We start from the raw sequence: 17,227 nt of genomic DNA, 5'->3' as shown, positions 1-17,227 counted from the left end.
CTACCCGACCCCGAACCGGTAGACGTCCCTGCGCAGGCGAGAACCGCGCCACACCTTGCGCCGCGTTCGCAGGTCCTCCGGGAGTCCCCGCAGCGCCCCGACCAGGGCCCTGCGCCGGGCACTGAGGAGCTCGGCAGGCTCGTCGCGCGTGAGCGCGTGACGCAGCAGCCCCGCGGCCTGGCGCGCGTAGCTCGCCAACACGACGGCGGCCGGTGCGTGCCGGGTATAGACCCGGAGCGAGTTGCGGGTGTTGAAGAACCGGAAGCGCGCACTCGTCGCGTCGCTGCTCGCGGCGTGCAGGTGATGCGCCACCGCAGCCGGCACGTAGTGCACGGCCCAGCCGCCGGCACGCATGCGCCAGGACAGGTCGGTGTCCTCGTAGTAGAGGAAGAGGTCGCCGTCGAAGACTCCGACGTCGTCCAGGGTGGCCCGGCGCAGGGCCGCGGCACCGCCGCAGAAGCCGAAGACGTCCTGAGTCGCGAGGGAAGGGTCGTCCGCCCCACTGCCGACCGTCGTGCGCCATCCACGGTCGGTGGCACCGCCGCTGCGGGTGAGGACGTTCCCGGTGGAGTTCACGATCGCGCTGCCGTCGCCGGCACGTTCCACGAGAAGGATCTGTGCGGTCGCCGCGCCCACCTGGGCGTGGCGCGGGTCCTGCAGGTGCTCGACGAGACGCCGCACGGCGTCAGGGGCGAAGGTCGCGTCGTTGTTGAGCAGGATGGCGAAGTCCGCGTCGAGGCCGGACAAGCCGGCGTTGACACCCCCGGCAAAGCCCAAGTTCTCGGACGTGACGATGACACGAACCCCGGGGTAGTGCTCGGCCAGCAGTTCGATCGAGGAGTCCGTCGAGGCGTTGTCGACCACGACGATGTCGAGGGCACCGGGTGCCAGGTCCTGGGCGAGCAGGGAATCCAGGCACGCGGGGAGCAGGTGAGCCCCGTTCCAGTTCACCACGATGGCCCGGGCGACCGCGGTCACGGTCGCCCGACCCGTGATGCTCGCTCGATCGCGGTGCGATACGTCTCCAGGTGCAGGTCGGCGCTGCGCGCCCAGGAGTACCGGGTGCTGTTGGACAGCGCAGCCTCGCTCAGCCGGGCATGGTCCGGCCCGGCGGCCCGCGCGATGGCCGCAGCGATCTCGTCCGGTGACGACGGGTCGATCAGCAGCGCACCGTCCCCGCTCACCTCGGACATCGAGGTGTCTCGCGAGGTGACGACGGGCGTCCCGTGCGCCATCGCCTCGAGCACCGGCATGCCGAACCCTTCCCAGAGGGAGGGAAAGCAAAAGACTCGTGCCGCGGCGTATGCGCGTTGGAGGTCTGCGTGGCTGAGTGATCCCAGAACATGGATGCGCCCTGTCGGCAGTGCGGAGAGGGCTGCCTCGACCTCCGCGGACGCACCGCCCCAGCCGTGCGGCCCGACGAGCACGAGGTCGAGGTCCGTGTCCTGGTCGAGGAGCAGGGCGTACGCCCGCAGCAGCGCGCCGACGTTCTTGCGGGGTTCGAGCGTCCCGCACCAGAGGACGAAGTCACGAGCGAGTCCGTGCTGCGTACGGAAGGTCCGCATCTCCTCCGTGGTCGCCGACTCGGAGGACGTACCGTGGTGGATCACCGAGATGAGCTCGTCGTCGATCCCCGCCGCCACGCAGTCGTCGCGAGTGGCCAGTGACGGGACGATCACGGCGTCGGCCTCCCGAGCGGTCGTGGCGAGCGCACGCTCGAAGAAGGCGACACCACGCCTGGTGAAGTGCTCGGGGCTGCGCAGGAACGCGACGTCGTGCACCGTGACCACTAGGGGGGCGCTGCGCGGTGGGACTGCCCACGTCGTCGCGTGAATGACGTCGTACGTCGCGCCGGCCTCCCGCATGGCTACGGTGCGGGGGACGCATGGCCGGCGCAGCCGTCCCCACGTCTCGTAGAGGGCCTGTCGGGGAAGACGCGACGCCACGAGAGGAAGTCCGGCAGGGAGCTGGTGAGAGCTGACGGGACCGCGCGCCCTCACACCCGTGACCGAGACGTCGGCTCTGGGCGCCAGCTCGCCGGCCAGGGCGCGGATGTAGGTGCCGGAACCACCGGGGACGGGCTGCCACAGCTGCTCGACCGTCATGGCGACCTCAAGCGCGCCAGTAGTTGCCATCATGGTGTCTCCTGCCCTGTGGTCGAGCACGTGGGCTTCAGGAGCCCACCCGGAGCGTGCTGAACTGGGCGTTGACCCGGACGACCCCGCGGGAGGTGCCGTCGCCGCCGACGATGAACTGCCCGGCCTCGGGGATCCGGTGGAGCTCCGTCCCGTCGCCTGCGGTGAGATCGAGGGAGATGGCGTACTCGCCCTCCCCGAGGTGCAGCTCAGGGAGGAACACCTCGTACTTGTTGATCGCGCGCAGCGGGGAGGTGGGGACGCCGAGGAGCTTGGTGTCCGTCGAGAAGACCCCGCTTCCCATCGACGTTGCGATGCCGACGCCGATGACATAGTCATCGATCGGAGCGGTCGTCGTGATGTCGAAGTTGACGTAGAGACCCTCCGATGCGTTGAGCGTCGGGCGACCCAGGCGACCGGACTCGGCACGCAGCGTGACACCGGAGATCTGCGCGCGGGGAGCGGTCGATGCGGACCCGAGCCCGACCAGCGCGCGTTCGATCTCCTCCTGCCGCGCTTCCTCGAAGTCGGCGCGCAGCGTCCGCAAGGCATCCCGAGGGGTCCCGTCCAGGATGATGTTCCCGTGCTCGAGGACCACCGCGCGGTCGCAGAACTCGGCGACCTGGTCCAGCCCGTGGGTCACGAGCACGATCGTGCGTCCCTCGGACTGGAACTGCCGGATGCGTTCGAGACACTTGCGCTGGAACGGCTCGTCCCCGACCGCGAGGACCTCGTCCACGAGCAGGATGTCAGGATCGACGTGGACGGCGACCGCGAACGCGAGCCGGACGTACATTCCGGAGGAGTAGAACTTCACCTGGGTGTCGATGAACCTCTCGATCCCCGAGAACTCCACGATGCCGTCGAAGTGCTGGTCGATCTGCTTGCGCGAGAGTCCCAGGATCGAGGCGTTGAGGTAGACGTTCTCCCGGCCAGTCAGGTCGGGGTGGAAACCGGCCCCCAGCTCCAGGAGGGCTGCGAGCCTGCCGCGGATCTGGACGCTCCCGCTGTCCGGCTGCAGGATGCCCCCGATCATCTTCAGCAAGGTGCTCTTGCCGGAGCCGTTCGGTCCGATCAGCCCGATCGTCGACCCTGAGCTGATCTCCAGGTTGATGTTCTTGAGAGCCCAGAAGTCTTCCTTGTGAAGCTTCGAGCGGCCGAAGTTCACCACGCGTTCCTTGAGCGATTTCTCTTTGCGGATGACGAAGTGCTTGGAGAGGTCTTCGATCTGTACGACGGTGGTCATCACAGCTCCTGAGCGAAGTTGGCCTGAAGCTTGGCGAAGACGCGCTGGCACAGCCACAGCAGCACCACGCCGACGATGACGGCGACGGCCAGCCGGGTGAACAGGTGGTCCGGCACGGGCTCGGAGTAGCCGGCAACCCAGAACGTCTGCTGGAACCCGATGACGGCGAGGGTTGCCGGGTTGGCGAGATAGAGCTCGTGCAGCCAGCCACTGGGCACGTTCGTCGTGAACAGCTTCCAGGAGTAGACGATGGGCGAGACCCAGAAGAAGATCATGATGAAGATCTCCACCAGGTACTGGATGTCCCGCAGGTAGACGTTGAGGGCGCTCAGCAGGAGGGCCAGCGCCGTGGCGTAGATCACGAGGACGACGAGGGAGATGAGGAAGTAACCCCACCGAGGGCCGGTGGGGAACTTCCCGACGGCGATGGTCGCGGCGACGAGGATCACGAGCTGGACGCCGAAGTTGAAGAGCGCTGAGCCGATCGCGCTGAACGGGAAGACCTCGCGGGGGAGGTAGACCTTCTTCACCAGCCCGGAGTTGTTGACCACCGATGCCGTGCCGGCCGTGATCGCCTCGGAGAAGAAGCCCCACGCCGTCAGTCCGGTGTAGACGAAGATCGCGAAGTCCGGGACGTTGCGCGCGGCGCCGAGGAACTTGCCGAGGGCGATGTAGTAGATGAGCAGCATTGCGATCGGCCGGATCAGGGTCCAGATGAAACCGAGGGTGCTGTCCTTGTACCGGGCCTTGAGCTCTCGGCGCACGAGCATGTTCATCAGCTCGCGCTGGCCGAGGATGTCCTTGATCGACGACCAAGTACCGGAGGCGAAACCGAGCCGTGGGCCCGACGGACGAAGTGGGAGCTCCGCCAGCTGTGCGGCGCGCTCCTGCTGCTGAATCGTCATGGTGTCCTTTGGTAGCGGTGCTGGCATCGGGATGTCAGCGAAGATCACAATACCCAACCTCGCACTGACCCAGATCCACCACCGTAGGATGGGGTGGCTTGAGCCAACCGCACGGCCGGTGGTCTCGTGAGATGCGAAACGTGGAGGATTTGTGAGTTCGAAGTCAGCGTTCCAGGAAGCGCCCGAGAGCGGGGAAGTGCCCGGGCTCGTCTCGGTCATCCTCGTGAACTACAAGGGTGCTGAGGACACGATCACCTGTCTGCAGTACTTCGACGAGATCGACTGGCCACGGGAGCGCTTTGAGCTCATCGTCATCGACAACGACTCCCAGGACGGCAGCGTCGAGCAGATTCAGGCTGCGGTACCGCACGCCAGGGTGATCCCGGCGGGGCGGAACTCGGGATTCGCTGCGGGCTGCAACCTCGGTGTGTCCCACTCGCGCGGGGAGTACGTGGCGTTCATCAACAACGACGCACGCCCTGACGCGGGTTGGATCCGTGCCGCTGTCGAGGTGTTCGAGGCCGATCGCTCGGTCGGTGCGGTCGCCAGCAAGGTTCTCGACTGGAGCGGTGAGCTCGTCGACTTCGCTGATGGCTCTTTGACCTGGTACGGGATGGGCTACAAGCGCGAGGCTGAGAAGCCCGACTCCGAGGACTACAACGTGGCCAAGGACGTGCTCTTCGGCACGGGTGCCGCAATGTTCGTGCGGACCGAGCTCTACCGTTCCGTCGGGGGCTTCGACGACCGGTTCTTCATGTTCTACGAGGACGTCGACCTCGGCTGGCGGCTCAACATCCTGGGACACCGTGTTCGGTACGTCCCGACGTCGCTCGCCTTCCACAAGCACCACGTGACGATGAAGAAGTTCGGCAACTTCCGTGAGACGTACCTGCTGGAACGCAACGCTCTCATGTCGATGTACAAGAACCTCGACGACGAGTCGTTGGCGAAGGCGCTCCCCGCAGCCATGGCTCTTGCTGTGCGGCGCTCGATCGCACGCACAGAGACGGACGCGACGACCCTCGACCTCGAGCGCTCTCCCGGTGGCGATGACATCGGGACGCTCGAGATCCAGAAGATGGCCCTCACCGGCGCCTACGCGATCGACTACTTCACCGACAACCTGGACACCTTGATGGGGAGCCGGGACCTGATCCAGGGCGCCCGCCGCCGCTCGGACCGCGAGGTGTTCCCGCTCTTCCGGCATGCGATCGAGGCCGCCTACGCGATCGAGGGCTACAACAGCGCCCACGACGTGCTGGTCAAGGCTTTCGGGATCGACCAGCATTTCAGCTCCAAGAGCAGGATCCTCGTCGTGACCGGGGAGCCGCTCCTGGAGCGGATGGCCGGTCCCGCGATCCGCGCGTGGGAGATCGCCTCGGCGCTTTCGACCGAGCACGACGTCCGCCTGCTCTCCACCGCCGGTGCGCGCGTGTCGAGCGACGACTTCGAGGTGGTCTACCAGGTCGGACCCAAGCTCCAGCAGCACACGGACTGGGCAGACATCATCATCTTCCAGGGCTTCCTCCTCGAAGGTGCGCCGTGGCTAAAGGACTCGAACAAGATCCTCGTCGCCGACGTGTACGACCCGATGCACCTCGAGCAGCTCGAGCAGGCCCGCGACCTCGGCGAGGCAGGTCGGGCACGATCCATCCGCGAGACGAGCCGGGTGCTCAACGAGCAGCTCAAGCGCGCGGACTTCGTGCTCTGCGCCTCGGACAAGCAGCGCGACTTCTGGCTCGGGCAGATGGCTGGCCAGGGCCGCGTCAACGCGTTGGTCTACGACGAGGACGAGAGCCTCGACTCCCTCATCTCCGTGGTTCCCTTCGGGATCTCCGACAAGGACCCCGTCCAGGCCAAGCGCGCGATCAAGGGCGTCGTGCCCGGCATCAGCGAAGACGACAAGGTCATCATCTGGGGCGGTGGTGTCTACAACTGGTTCGACCCGCTGACTCTCATCCGTGCCGTCGACCGCCTGCGTGTCAAGCACCCCGAGGTGAGGCTCTACTTCATGGGGCTGAAGCACCCCAACCCCGGCGTGCCCGACATGAAGATCGCCTGGGAGACTCAGCAGCTCGCAGCCGAGCTAGGGCTCACGGACAAGCACGTGTTCTTCAACACCGGCTGGGTGCCCTACAACGAGCGGGCGAACTACCTGCTCGATGCCGACCTTGGGGTGTCCACGCACTTCCACCACATCGAGACGGCGTTCAGCTTCCGCACCCGGATCTTGGACTACCTGTGGTCTGGTCTGCCGATCGTCGCCACGGGCGGGGACACCTTCGACCCGTTGATCGTCGCCAACAACCTCGGCCGAGTCGTCAAGCCTGAGGACGTCGACAGCCTCGAGAGCGCCCTCGAGGAGATGCTCTTCGACGAGGCAGCGATCGCGGAGGTCAAGGCTGGCGTCAAGGCCTTCGCCGAGGGATACCGCTGGACCAGCGTCCTCGCCCCGCTCGTCGAGTTCTGCCGGTTCCCGCGCAGGGCACCAGACCTGGTCGCTGTGCTCGGCGACAGTGCGCGCGTGGCACATGCGTACGTCAAGCCCCGATGGAGCGTGCGGTCTGACCTCGCGCTGGTCAAGGGCTACCTCTTTGCGGGCGGACCGCGAGAGCTGTCCCGTCGGGTTTCCGGCCGGGTCAGGCGTCTGGTGAAGGGTTCGCCCAACTGACTGTGCGATGCTGCCGGCGCGTCCCCCTATGCTCTGGGGGATGCGCCGGCATTCCGCGCGTCTGCGTACAACTCGTGATGGTGACAAGAAGATGGTTGGTCTAGGTGTGAGCATGAGTGGTCCGCGCCGTCTCCGAGCGCGCTACCAGTCCCTGGTCCAACCGCGTGCCGATGGGCTGCCCAACCGCACAGTCCTCATGGTTCCGCTCCTCGGCGCACTGGTTCTGCTAGCACTCTTCGTCGGCCTCGGCATCACCGGTTCGTCCACGGGAGTCCTCAACAACTACCTCGAGGCCACCCCCGACGAGGACCTGCTGGTCAACGAACCGCAGATGATCCGTTCGGACGAGTGGTTCGTGCAGACGTCGTGGACGATCTCGCAGGTGGAGCAGGGGCTACCAGCAGTCAACGAGACGTTCCCGGGTGGCATGGATGCCACGGTCCAGCACGACCTGCCCTCCCGAGACTGGTCGGTCGCCTTCCGGCCCCACCTCTGGGGCTTCTTCGTCTTCCCCCTCGACAACGCCATGGCTCTGAAGTGGTGGCTGCCAGGCCTGGCGCTCGTGGCCGCCGTCTATGCCTTCGCCGTGACGTTGCTGCCGCGCAACCCCGGTGCGTCGATGCTCATCGCGTGCGGGTTCTTCTACGCGCCGTTCTTCCAGTGGTGGTACCTGTCGATCACGTTCTGGCCGGCGGTCTGGACCTTCCTGGTCATGACAGCGGCGGTCTGGCTGCTGCGAAGTCGTAGTCGCCTCACGAAGATCGTCTGGCCGGCGCTGTGCGGGTACGTCACCGTCACCATGGGGATGGGCATCTACGTTCCGTTCATCCTCCCTGCGGTCTACGTCGTCCTCGCCTTCGCCGTCGGACTGGTCCTGACGAAGTCCTCGAGCCCGGTCCTGGTGACCTTCCGGACGCGCCTGCGAGCGATGGTCCCGCTGCTGGTGGCAGGAGCCGCCGCAGGCGCAGTCCTCGTCGTCTGGCTGCTGACCAGGTGGTCGACGATCGAGACGTTCATGGGGACGGTGTACCCGGGTCAGCGGCTCTGGCCCGTGGGCGGGGTGGGTCCGATGGAGACTCGCTCCCTGCTCGGTGCGCCGTTGACGAGCGAGCTGACCAGCACCAACGGCGCTCCCTTCGGCGGGAACCAGTCCGAGGCGTCGAGCGTGTTCCTGGTGGGCCTCTTCCTCCTGGGGGTCGTGCTCTGGCTCGTCATCGACCGGTTCCGCAAGACCCGTGAGATCGACTGGCTGCTGGTGTCTCTCCTGGCTGTGGCTGGGCTGTTCGCTGCCTACATGTGGATCCCCGGCTGGGACCCGCTGGCGCACCTGCTCCTGCTCGACCGGACGACGTCTGGCCGGCTCAGGCTCGGTCTCGGCACGCTGAGCGTGGTCGTGATGATCGTCGTGGCGGCGCGTCTGCGGGCACCCGACCACGGGATCGAAGCACCACGGATACCCTGGTGGGTCTCCGGTGTGACGGTGGCGGTCGCGATCGCGGTCAATCTCAAGGTGATCCACTCCCTGGCGATCGAGAATGCGCCCATCCTGGACAGCCCGGGCCACTGGAAGCTCATCATGGCGCTCTACGTCGTCGTGATCTTCCTCAGTTCCCGGGGGTGGATCACCCTCGCGGGGATCGGATTCTTGTACCTCTCGTTCCTCGGCTCGTCGCGGGTGAACCCGATGTACGAGGGCGTGTTCGACATCAACGACACACCGCTGGGTGCGGACATCCGCGAGTTCGCGGACGAGCGCCCGGGCACCTGGGTCGGTGTCGGGGACACCTTCCTCCCGACGATCGTGCTCGTCCAGACGGGGGTCCCCGCCTACAACGGCTTCCAGAGCTCGCCGTCTGAGCTGATGTGGGACCAGATCGACCCGGACGGGACACAGGAGGAGAAGTGGAACCGCCTCGCCAACGTCAGCTGGGAGGTCGGGACGGGGGAACCATCACCGGAGAACCCGTACCCCGACCAGATCAAGCTGACCTTCGACTCGTGCGCCTCCTTCGCTCAGGAGAACGTCACGTGGGTCCTCGCTGACGCGCCCCTCGACCAGGCGTGCCTGGCTGAGGGGGAGGAGATCCGGCAGGGGGGTTCCACCTTCTGGGTGTATCAGCTCGCCGAGCGGTAGGCCTTCCGGTCACGGGACCATTCTCCAGACTTGGCTACTATGGGCAGCGGTGCGCTCAGTGCGCCGCTCACACAACGATCATCGAGGTCTTCAGTTGTCAGAAACCATTGCTCTAGGACAGCCCACCGTCGGGGACGAGGAACTGCAGGCGATCGCTGAGGTCTTCGCCTCTGGGTGGCTCTCCGGGGCGGGTCCGACCTGCCAGACGTTCGAGGAGCGATTCGCGGCCGTGGCGGGGGTCAGCGACGCGCTCGCGACAAACAACTGCGGCGCCGCGCTCCACCTCGGTCTCAAGGTCCTGGGGACCAACCCCGGTGACGAGGTCATCGTCGGTGACTACACCTTCCCGGCCACCGGGCACGCCGTCGCCTGGACGGGAGCGACACCCGTGTTCGCGGACGTCCGGCCCGACATCTGGAGCATCGACCCCGCGGTCGTCGAGGCGTCGATCACCCCGCGTACCGTCGGCATCCTCGCCGTGGACGTCTTCGGTCAGCCCGCCGACTACGACGAGCTGCGTGCCATCGCCGACAAGCACGGCCTCTGGCTCATGGAAGATGCGGCCTGCTCGGCAGGAGCCACCTACAAGGGTCGTCCCGCGGGTAGCCTCGCGGACGTGGCGGCATTCAGCTTTCACGGTCGCAAGGGAATCACCGCAGGCGAGGGTGGGGCGCTCACGACGAACCGCCCTGAGCTGGCTGCCCACGCGCGCAAGCTGCACACCTACGGCATCGCGCCCGCGCTCAGCCGCGAGGGTGACACCGACCTGCCCGTCCCCAGCTTCGACGAGCTCGGCTACAACTACCGGCTCTCCGACGTCGCTGCGGGGATCATGCTCGCCCAGCTAGACCGCCTGGAGACGCTCGTCCTGAACCGCCGGAGCGTCGCTGCGCGGTATGAGGCGGGCATGGGCTCGCTCGAGGGCGTGACCACCCCGGTCGCCCTCACCGACCGCGAGCACCCGTGGCAGTCCTACGTCCTCACGCTCGACCCCGCGATCGATCGCGGGGCCGTGGCCAGGTACCTCAAGAGCCACGGGGTCCAGTGCAACTTCGGCACGTATGCCTCGCACGTCCAGCCCCTCTACAGCTTCGACAAGCACCTTCCGGTCTCGGCATCCCTCTTCGCCCAGCACCTCGCGATCCCGATGCACGCGAACCTCACCGATGACGAGGTCGACCGCGTCATCGAGACCGTTCACGCCGCGATCGCCTAGTCACACCGTCACAGCGTCGGATATCTACTCCTAAGAGAATTGAGATCTTGGTGTCTTCCCAGAACACAGCCTTCATCACCGGTGGCGCAGGCTTCATCGGTCTCCACGTCGTCAACCAGCTGCTCGACAAGGACTACAAGGTCCGCATCTTCGACAACATGTTCCGTGGGGACCGCGCCGAGGTGGCCAAGCTCGCCGAGAGTGGCGACGTCGAGCTCATCGACCAGGACATCCGCTACGGCGGAGCGGTCCACGCCGCGATGAAGGGCGCGACCCACGTCGTGCACCTCGCCGCCGTCTCGATCAACAAGAGCCAGTCGGACCCCTACGAGTCCATGGAGATCAACACCATCGGTGAGCACAACGTGTTCGCCGCAGCGGCAGACCACGGTGTCAAGCGCCTGGTCTTCGCCTCGAGCGCGTCCGTCTACGGCGACCCCGAGAAGCTCCCGATGCACGAGGACGACAAGCTCTCCCCACTCACCCCGTACTGCATCTCCAAGCGCACCGGCGAAGACCTCCTCGGCTACTACCAGCGCCGCGCCGGCCTGTCCTGGATCGCGCTGCGCTTCTTCAACGTCTACGGTCCCGGACAGAAGACGACGGCCTACTACACATCGGTCATCAACCACTTCGTCAACCGCATCAAGAACGGCGAGGCGCCTGTCATCGACGGCAAGGGCGAGCAGTCCATGGACTTCATCCACGTCCACGACATCGCGCGGTCTGTCGTCCTGGCCATGGAGTCCGAGGAAGCCAACGTCCCGGTGAACATCGGCACCGGGATCGACACGTCGATCGCGGACCTCGCGCGGATCCTCATCGACGCCGTCGGCGCCGACGTGGAGCCCATCTTCAACCCCCGCGAGGTGCTCGTGAGCCGTCGGGCTGCCGACACGACGCGCGCCAAGGAGATTCTCGGCTTCGAGCCCACCATCAACGTGCTCGACGGGATGACCGAGCTCATCCGGATCGGCGGCTGATGGCCCCCCGCACACCGGGAACGCTGCCCGCCAACCAGTTCCACGAGCTTGCGTGGATCGTTGGCGAACCGACGGTCGGTGAAGGCACCTGGATCGGTGCCTTCACCGTCGTCGACGGCTCCGGCGGACTCGTGATCGGACGAGGATGCGACATCTCGGCCGGCGTCCAGATCTACACCCACTCGTCGGCCAAGCGGTGCGTCTCTGCGCGCGTCTTCCCCGAGGTCGAGCGGCAGCCGGTGACGATCGGGAACCACGTCTTCATCGGTGCCGGTGCGATCGTCAACATGGGTGTGACCATCGGAGACCAGGCTGTGATCGGCGCTGGGGCAGTGGTGACGTCCGACGTCGCCGCCAGGACGATCGTCGCGGGCGTCCCTGCTCGCGTGATCGGCACGGTCGCGCTCGACGAGGCGGGAATGCCGACGTTCGACGTCGCCTCCGCCACCCACCACTGAAGGACATCATGCGGATTGTTGTAGTCAATAACTTCTTCCCCCCGCGGGTGGGCGGAAGCTCCCACCTCTCCGAGTCGTTGGCGAAGGGGTACGCGGCCCTGGGGCACGAGGTCCTCGTCCTGACGGCTGCGTACGCGGACGCCCCCGCCCGCGAGGAGCGGGACGGCCTGACGATCATCCGGATGCCCTCGGTCGCGCTGCCCAAGACCCGCTTCGCCGTGAGCTTCGACATCTCCTTCGCGACCCGCCCGGGGCTCGCTCGGTCGATCGCGCGGATTCTCGACGACTTCAAGCCGGACGTCATCCACCAGCACGGTCAGTTCTTCGACCTCACCTGGGCGACGGGCGAGTACGCGCGCAAGCGAGGTGTCCCGTCGCTCCTGAGCGTCCACACCCGCCTGGAGAACCCCACCGCCCTGTACTCCGGGATCTTCCGCATGCTTGATGCCACCATGGTGGCCCCGGTCCTGCGCAGGTACCGCCCGCGCATCGTGGTGATGGACGTCCTCATGGACGAGTACATCAAGGACCGGTACCGCAAGCGGTACTCCGGGCTGGACTACATCCCTGTCGGTGTGGACCCCACGTGGACGCTGGGCGGGGACGCGAACGTCGCCAGAGCCGCGATCGGCGTTGCTGACGACGTGCCCCTCATCCTGTCGATCGGGCACATCATCCCGCTCCGCGACCGGGTCAAGATCGTCGAGGCACTGCCTGCGGTTCTCGCGGAGTTCCCCAGCGCGAAGCTCGTGGTCGTCGGACAGGTCTACTACGACGAGTTCCTCAAGCGCGCCGACGAGCTCGGTGTCGCAGGGTCGATCATCTCGACCGGTGCGGTCCCCAAGGCGCAGGTGCCGAACTTCCTCGCGGCGGCAAACGTGGAGGCCCACGAGCAGGGCATCGGTCTGGGGACGGCGACGCTGGAAGCCATGGCTGCAGGCGTGCCTGTCGTCGCCCCGGCCCGGGCAGACAACTTCCCCACGATCGCGCTGAAGGACCGCAAGCACCTGTACCTGACCCCGATCGGGGACGTGCAGGCTGTGAGCGAGGCCATCCTCGAGGTGCTGCGCGACCCAGAGGGCGCGCGCGACATCGGGCTCGCGGGTCAGGAGATCGCTCGGGCGAACTTCGCACTCGACGTCGTGGTGGGGCAGCACCTCACCGTGCTGGCAGAGATGGTCGAGCCAGCCAAGTAGCCACGGTGGGGGCAGTGCTTCGGGTGGGAAGGAAGCCCCATTGGTCGATCGTGTGTGGGTATCGTGTTCGCGACCTGGGCTATGATTGCCGGAATCTCGGTGCGAAGACTCTTGTCGCCCGTCCCGCCGAGTCGCTGACTACTGACGAGGGGGCCCTTCCTGTGGCCGAGGATAGACCAGCAGGAGCTGGGTACTCCGTATGCACGATCGTCGCGAGAAACTACGTAGCGCAGGCCAGGGTGCTCGCGGGCTCTTTCCACACCCACCACCCGACGAGCCCGTTCTTCACTCTGGTGATCGATGGCGATGAAGCTGACCGGGATCTCGAGGGACTTGGAGTTGTCCTTCTCCCGGCCGACATCGGGCTCGAGCCCCGGGTCGTTCACCAGATGCAGGTCATATATGACGTCATGGAGTATGCGACGGCCCTGAAGCCCGCGCTCCTCATGCACCTGATCCGGTCTGGTGCGTCGACGGCTACGTATCTCGATCCGGATATCAGGGTATACGCCAACCTCGACGACGTCTTCTCGAAGGCCAGAGAAGCCGGCATGTTCCTGACACCGCACACGCTGGACCCAATACCCCGCGACGGGGCCGCCCTTGACGAGCAAGCGATCATGCACTCAGGCATGTACAACCTCGGCTTCATCTCGGTCGGAGCGCAGTCGTACAAGTTCCTCTCGTGGTGGCACGAGCGGCTGTCGATAGACGCCGTGGTCGATCTGGAACGTGCGCTGTTCACAGACCAGCGGTGGATCGACTGGACACCATCGCTCTTCACCCCCTTCATTTCGCGCGACCGCGGCTTGAACGCCGCGTACTGGAACCTCCATGACCGCCGGGTTCGTCAGGACGCTCAGGGTGTCTTCTGGGCGGGCGATGCGCCGCTCCGTTTCTTCCACTTCAGCGGGTACGACCCAGCGAAGCCGTGGCTGCTCTCTAAGCACATGGGAGCCAATCCGAGGACCCTGTTGAGCGAGAACTCGGATCTTCATCTTCTGTGCGGCGGCTACGGTGCGGAACTTGTCGGCGCAGGGCATGTCGAGATGCGAAAGAACCCCTATCGGAACGGGAATCTCTCGAACGGTCTGCGACTCACTCCGCTCGTGCGATCCCTTTATCGGAGGGTGTTGAAGGATTCGACCGCGAAGGGTGTAGTTCCCAAAGACCCACTGGCGGCGCCTGACGAGTTTACCGAGTGGCTCCTGGAGCAGACGATCCGCGCGGGCAGGGTGACGTTCAGTCGCCTGGAGATGGGCATTTGGGAGTCACGTCAGGATCTTCGAATCGCTTTTGCTGACCCGCTAGGAAAGCACGCCGGAGACTATCGGCACTGGCTCGACGTGGATCAGGGATCGTCGTACATCTACGATGAGATCCAGATCGTCAAGCCGGAGGCACGCCGGCCGATGGCTCCGTTGCGTATGCAGTCGGATTCGCGCAGTGCTGTCGGCTGGAGTGTGCTCGGATATGCGCGGGCAGAGCTGGGTGTCGGCGAAGCTGGACGGCGCGTGTCCCAGGCGATGGCGCTCACAGGGCTCCCGTGGGAGATGGTCGGTGTGTCGGTGGGACCACAGTCCCGCCAGGACCACGCATACGCAGGAGTGCTCACCGAGGTGCCTACCTACGACAACGCCCTGATCTGTGTGAATGCCGATCAGACGGAACGCCTTGTGAGGATGCTTGACCTGGACCGGCTTCCCGGAAAGAGGATCGGCTACTGGTTCTGGGAGCTCGAGGCCTTCCCGGAGCACCACCTGAGTGCCCTTGACTACGTCGACGAGGTATGGGTCGCCAGCGAGTTCACCCGCGCATCAGTGGCGGCGGTGACGAGGAAGCCAGTCAAGGTCGTCCCGCTTCCCGTCGTCACCGAGAACAGGCACAGGACACCCTTCACTCGGGCGCAACTAGGCATACCGGAGGACAAGACGGTCTTCTTGGTCAACTTTGACTACCTTTCGACGATGGAGCGCAAGAATCCGATCGCCGCGATCGATGCATATTGCGAGGCGTTCGCGGACAACGGAAAGACATGCCTCCTCGTGAAGTCGATCAACGGGCACCACAGGCCGTTGGAGCGCGAGCGCGTTCGTCTCGCTCTGCGCGGCCGGTCGGACATCATCCTGCGCGACGGGTATGTCACCTCGTCGCAGATGCAAGGGATCATCGAGCTGTCCGACTGCGTTGTCTCCCTTCACCGTTCCGAGGGGTACGGGCTGAATCTGGTCGACGCCATGGCGTCAGGAACCCCTGTCATTGCCACTGGGTATTCGGGGAACCTTGGCTTCATGGACGACGAGTCTGCGCTCATCGTCCCGTACACGATGACCGCCGTCGGGCCGAACGCCGCGCCCTACGACCCGTCTGCTAGCTGGGCCGACCCAGACCTCGAGGCCGCAGCACGGGCGATGCGGAGAGTCGTGGAAGACCGAGTGGGCATCGATCAGATGATACGCAACGGGCTTCGCCAGCTGGAGCGGTTCTCGCCGGCACGAGTCGCGGACATCTTGAAGGCGAGCACGCTCCCTTCTGAATTGTGGCAGGAACTTTCGAAAGAGGGCGTACGGTGAGACTACTCATTCTCGGAGATATCGGCAGCAGTGTGGACTTCCACGCGGGCGACGAAGCAATGGCCGAGGCTTTCGCGGCAGAGATGGCGAAGCGGGGAGATGTCTCAGTCACGGCGATCAGTGGTTGCGTCGACGACACACGCACGCGTTATGGATGGAATGCGGTCCCGAGGTTCGGCTTCGGGCCGATCGCCGATAGCAGGGTGGCTTGCGAGGAGCGCTTGATCGCACTCGAGTCCGCGGCCCGGGGAAGGGCAGACTCGCTTCCCTGGGACGACACCGCTTGGGAAGTGATCGACGCGGTCTCAGGCGCCGACGCAATCGCTGTCACCGGTGGCGGGAACTTGAGCTCGACGTGGCCAGAGCACATCTATGAGCGCGCCGCACTTGCGATTGTCGCTGGGGTCTTCGGAAAGCCGTTTGTCGTCAGCGGCCAGACGCTCGGCCCGCACCTGCTTGGTCGCGATGGCGAACTCATCGCGCGACTGCTGCACACTGCGCGTCTTGTCGGCGTGCGCGAGGAGGCGTCGCTCGACCTGCTGGGGCGCCTGGGGGCTCCGATCGACCGATCAACACTGACGATCGACGACGCCACATACCTGCCAGGCTCGTCGCCTGCATGGATCGCACCTCGCCACTACATCGCGGCAACGTTCGCTCCGTACGCAGGCATCCTCGGCCCGGAGATCTACCGGGACCTGATCGTCGATCTTCTCGACCGTTCCATCGACATGACTGACTACGACGTGGTGCTGATCCCGCACCAAGGGGGCTCCATCGACGGGAATCCCACGGACGATCTGGCATTCCATGCCGAGATCGCGGAGGCGGTAGCCGGCGACAGGGTCCATCAGGCTCCCATGATGACTGCCGCAGAGGTGGCCGAACTGACCCGGGGCGCCAGCCTGGTAATCAGCTCGCGGTACCACCCGATCGTCTTTGGTCTCTCCGGATCGGTGCCCAGCGTGGGCATCGGCGTCGATGCCTACACGAGCACAAAGATCAAGGGAGCGATGGCGAACTTCGGCGTGAGCTCTCTGCACGTCAGTCCTGGCGCGTTCGCACACGGCGACGCCGTCGACGCTGTTGCCGGCGCATGGGCGCGCACCGAGGACATCTCCAGCTTCCTGGACGCCGCGAATACACAGCGGAAGAGTGATTCTGAGGCGTGGTGGAACGGCGTCCATTCTGCCTTGTCGTTCGATTCGTCGTCCCCGCCCCAGTCACTGTCCCGCCTTGCAGCTCTTGGAGGTAACGGGGCGACACAACAGGCCGCGACGGTTGACCGTTGGAGTGCCCAACTGGGAAGTCGGCTCGCCAGCCAAGACCTCGGACACTCCGAGACCTTGAGCTCTCTCGCATCGACCGAGGCGCGGGTTGCTGATCTCGAGATGACGTTGGCCGCGGCGCAGGCTGACTTGCACGATGCGCAGGCTGAGTGCGCTCAGCTCCGCGATTCTGCCGCTGCGGCGCAGAAGCTTGCGGGAGACCTGCTGGCACCGACCATCAAGGCGTTTGCCGAAGCGCCAGCCCGGGCGGCTGCCCACGAGAACGCGTCCGACCTCACTCACAAGCTGGCAGCCGCCGAACAGGAACTACGTCGCCTGCTCGAGACTCGGCTCTTCAGGTATTCCCGCCGACCGCGCGCATTCTACTCGCGACTCCGAAAGGCATAGCTGACAGTCGTCGGTCTTGACGCCTGGGGCGATG

The 17,227-nt window shown here is 65.7% G+C and carries 12 protein-coding genes; 8 read left to right on the top strand and 4 right to left on the bottom strand.

Going from position 1 to position 17,227, the window contains the following annotated elements:
• Genes ACWA15_RS14290 through ACWA15_RS14275 form a run of 4 tightly spaced genes read right to left on the bottom strand, consistent with a single transcriptional unit; the run spans position 1 to position 4,286 of the window.
• Complete coding sequence (locus tag ACWA15_RS14290; protein WP_464056041.1) at positions 1-978, bottom strand: glycosyltransferase family 2 protein; 978 nt, start codon at positions 976-978, stop codon at positions 1-3.
• Positions 975-2,138: a glycosyltransferase family 4 protein gene (locus tag ACWA15_RS14285; protein WP_464056040.1), complete on the bottom strand. Its 1,164-nt coding sequence runs from the start codon at positions 2,136-2,138 to the stop codon at positions 975-977. Before ACWA15_RS14285 ends, ACWA15_RS14290 begins: the two co-directional genes overlap by 4 nt.
• A 34-nt stretch (positions 2,139-2,172) precedes the next feature.
• Positions 2,173-3,381, bottom strand: coding sequence for an ABC transporter ATP-binding protein (locus ACWA15_RS14280; RefSeq protein ID WP_464056039.1), 1,209 nt, complete (start codon positions 3,379-3,381; stop codon positions 2,173-2,175).
• A complete protein-coding gene (locus ACWA15_RS14275; RefSeq protein ID WP_464056038.1) occupies positions 3,381-4,286 on the bottom strand; it encodes an ABC transporter permease in 906 nt (301 codons plus the stop codon). Before ACWA15_RS14275 ends, ACWA15_RS14280 begins: the two co-directional genes overlap by 1 nt.
• Positions 4,287-4,437: 151 nt before the next feature.
• On the opposite strand from ACWA15_RS14275, the gene ACWA15_RS14270 reads away from it, so the two are divergent.
• From ACWA15_RS14270 to ACWA15_RS14235, 8 genes are all read left to right on the top strand, one after another.
• The gene (locus ACWA15_RS14270; RefSeq protein WP_464056036.1) at positions 4,438-6,957 is read left to right on the top strand and encodes a glycosyltransferase; all 2,520 of its coding nucleotides are present in this window, start codon (positions 4,438-4,440) and stop codon (positions 6,955-6,957) included.
• A gap of 196 nt (positions 6,958-7,153) precedes the next feature.
• Positions 7,154-9,091 carry a DUF7657 domain-containing protein gene (locus ACWA15_RS14265; RefSeq protein ID WP_464056035.1) on the top strand — a complete coding sequence of 646 codons (1,938 nt, stop codon included), beginning with the start codon at positions 7,154-7,156 and terminating at the stop codon, positions 9,089-9,091.
• A 94-nt stretch (positions 9,092-9,185) separates the two neighbouring features.
• Entirely contained in the window at positions 9,186-10,307 is a 1,122-nt protein-coding gene (locus tag ACWA15_RS14260; RefSeq protein ID WP_464056034.1) for a DegT/DnrJ/EryC1/StrS family aminotransferase, read from the top strand.
• 50 nt (positions 10,308-10,357) lie between these two features.
• Positions 10,358-11,290 carry an NAD-dependent epimerase/dehydratase family protein gene (locus ACWA15_RS14255; RefSeq protein ID WP_464056033.1) on the top strand — a complete coding sequence of 311 codons (933 nt, stop codon included), beginning with the start codon at positions 10,358-10,360 and terminating at the stop codon, positions 11,288-11,290.
• Positions 11,290-11,748 carry an acyltransferase gene (locus ACWA15_RS14250; RefSeq protein ID WP_464056032.1) on the top strand — a complete coding sequence of 153 codons (459 nt, stop codon included), beginning with the start codon at positions 11,290-11,292 and terminating at the stop codon, positions 11,746-11,748. The genes ACWA15_RS14255 and ACWA15_RS14250 overlap by 1 nt, the downstream gene beginning before the upstream one ends.
• A gap of 8 nt (positions 11,749-11,756) precedes the next feature.
• On the top strand, positions 11,757-12,944 hold the full coding sequence (locus ACWA15_RS14245; RefSeq protein WP_464056031.1) for a glycosyltransferase family 4 protein: 1,188 nt from the start codon (positions 11,757-11,759) through the stop codon (positions 12,942-12,944).
• A 161-nt stretch (positions 12,945-13,105) separates the two neighbouring features.
• Positions 13,106-15,517 (top strand): glycosyltransferase family 4 protein, encoded by a 2,412-nt coding sequence (locus tag ACWA15_RS14240; RefSeq protein ID WP_464056030.1) that lies wholly within the window; start codon positions 13,106-13,108, stop codon positions 15,515-15,517.
• The gene (locus ACWA15_RS14235; RefSeq protein ID WP_464056029.1) at positions 15,514-17,193 is read left to right on the top strand and encodes a polysaccharide pyruvyl transferase family protein; all 1,680 of its coding nucleotides are present in this window, start codon (positions 15,514-15,516) and stop codon (positions 17,191-17,193) included. The genes ACWA15_RS14240 and ACWA15_RS14235 overlap by 4 nt, the downstream gene beginning before the upstream one ends.
• The last annotated feature ends 34 nt before the right edge of the window (positions 17,194-17,227 follow it).

The organism is Sanguibacter sp. TS_SC_8 (assembly GCF_055361235.1).
The sequence above is the reverse complement of the archived record's forward strand: the minus strand, read 5'-3'. Positions and strand labels throughout refer to the sequence as shown.

What these genes read in the sequence shown, in the direction of transcription:
- ACWA15_RS14285 (WP_464056040.1), bottom strand. Translation starts at nt 2,138, where the DNA reads ATGATGGCAACTACTGGCGCGCTTGAGGTCGCCATGACGGTCGAGCAG.
- ACWA15_RS14280 (WP_464056039.1), bottom strand. Translation starts at nt 3,381, where the DNA reads ATGACCACCGTCGTACAGATCGAAGACCTCTCCAAGCACTTCGTCATC.
- ACWA15_RS14275 (WP_464056038.1), bottom strand. Translation starts at nt 4,286, where the DNA reads ATGACGATTCAGCAGCAGGAGCGCGCCGCACAGCTGGCGGAGCTCCCA.
- ACWA15_RS14265 (WP_464056035.1), top strand. Translation starts at nt 7,154, where the DNA reads ATGGTTCCGCTCCTCGGCGCACTGGTTCTGCTAGCACTCTTCGTCGGC.
- ACWA15_RS14250 (WP_464056032.1), top strand. Translation starts at nt 11,290, where the DNA reads ATGGCCCCCCGCACACCGGGAACGCTGCCCGCCAACCAGTTCCACGAG.
- ACWA15_RS14245 (WP_464056031.1), top strand. Translation starts at nt 11,757, where the DNA reads ATGCGGATTGTTGTAGTCAATAACTTCTTCCCCCCGCGGGTGGGCGGA.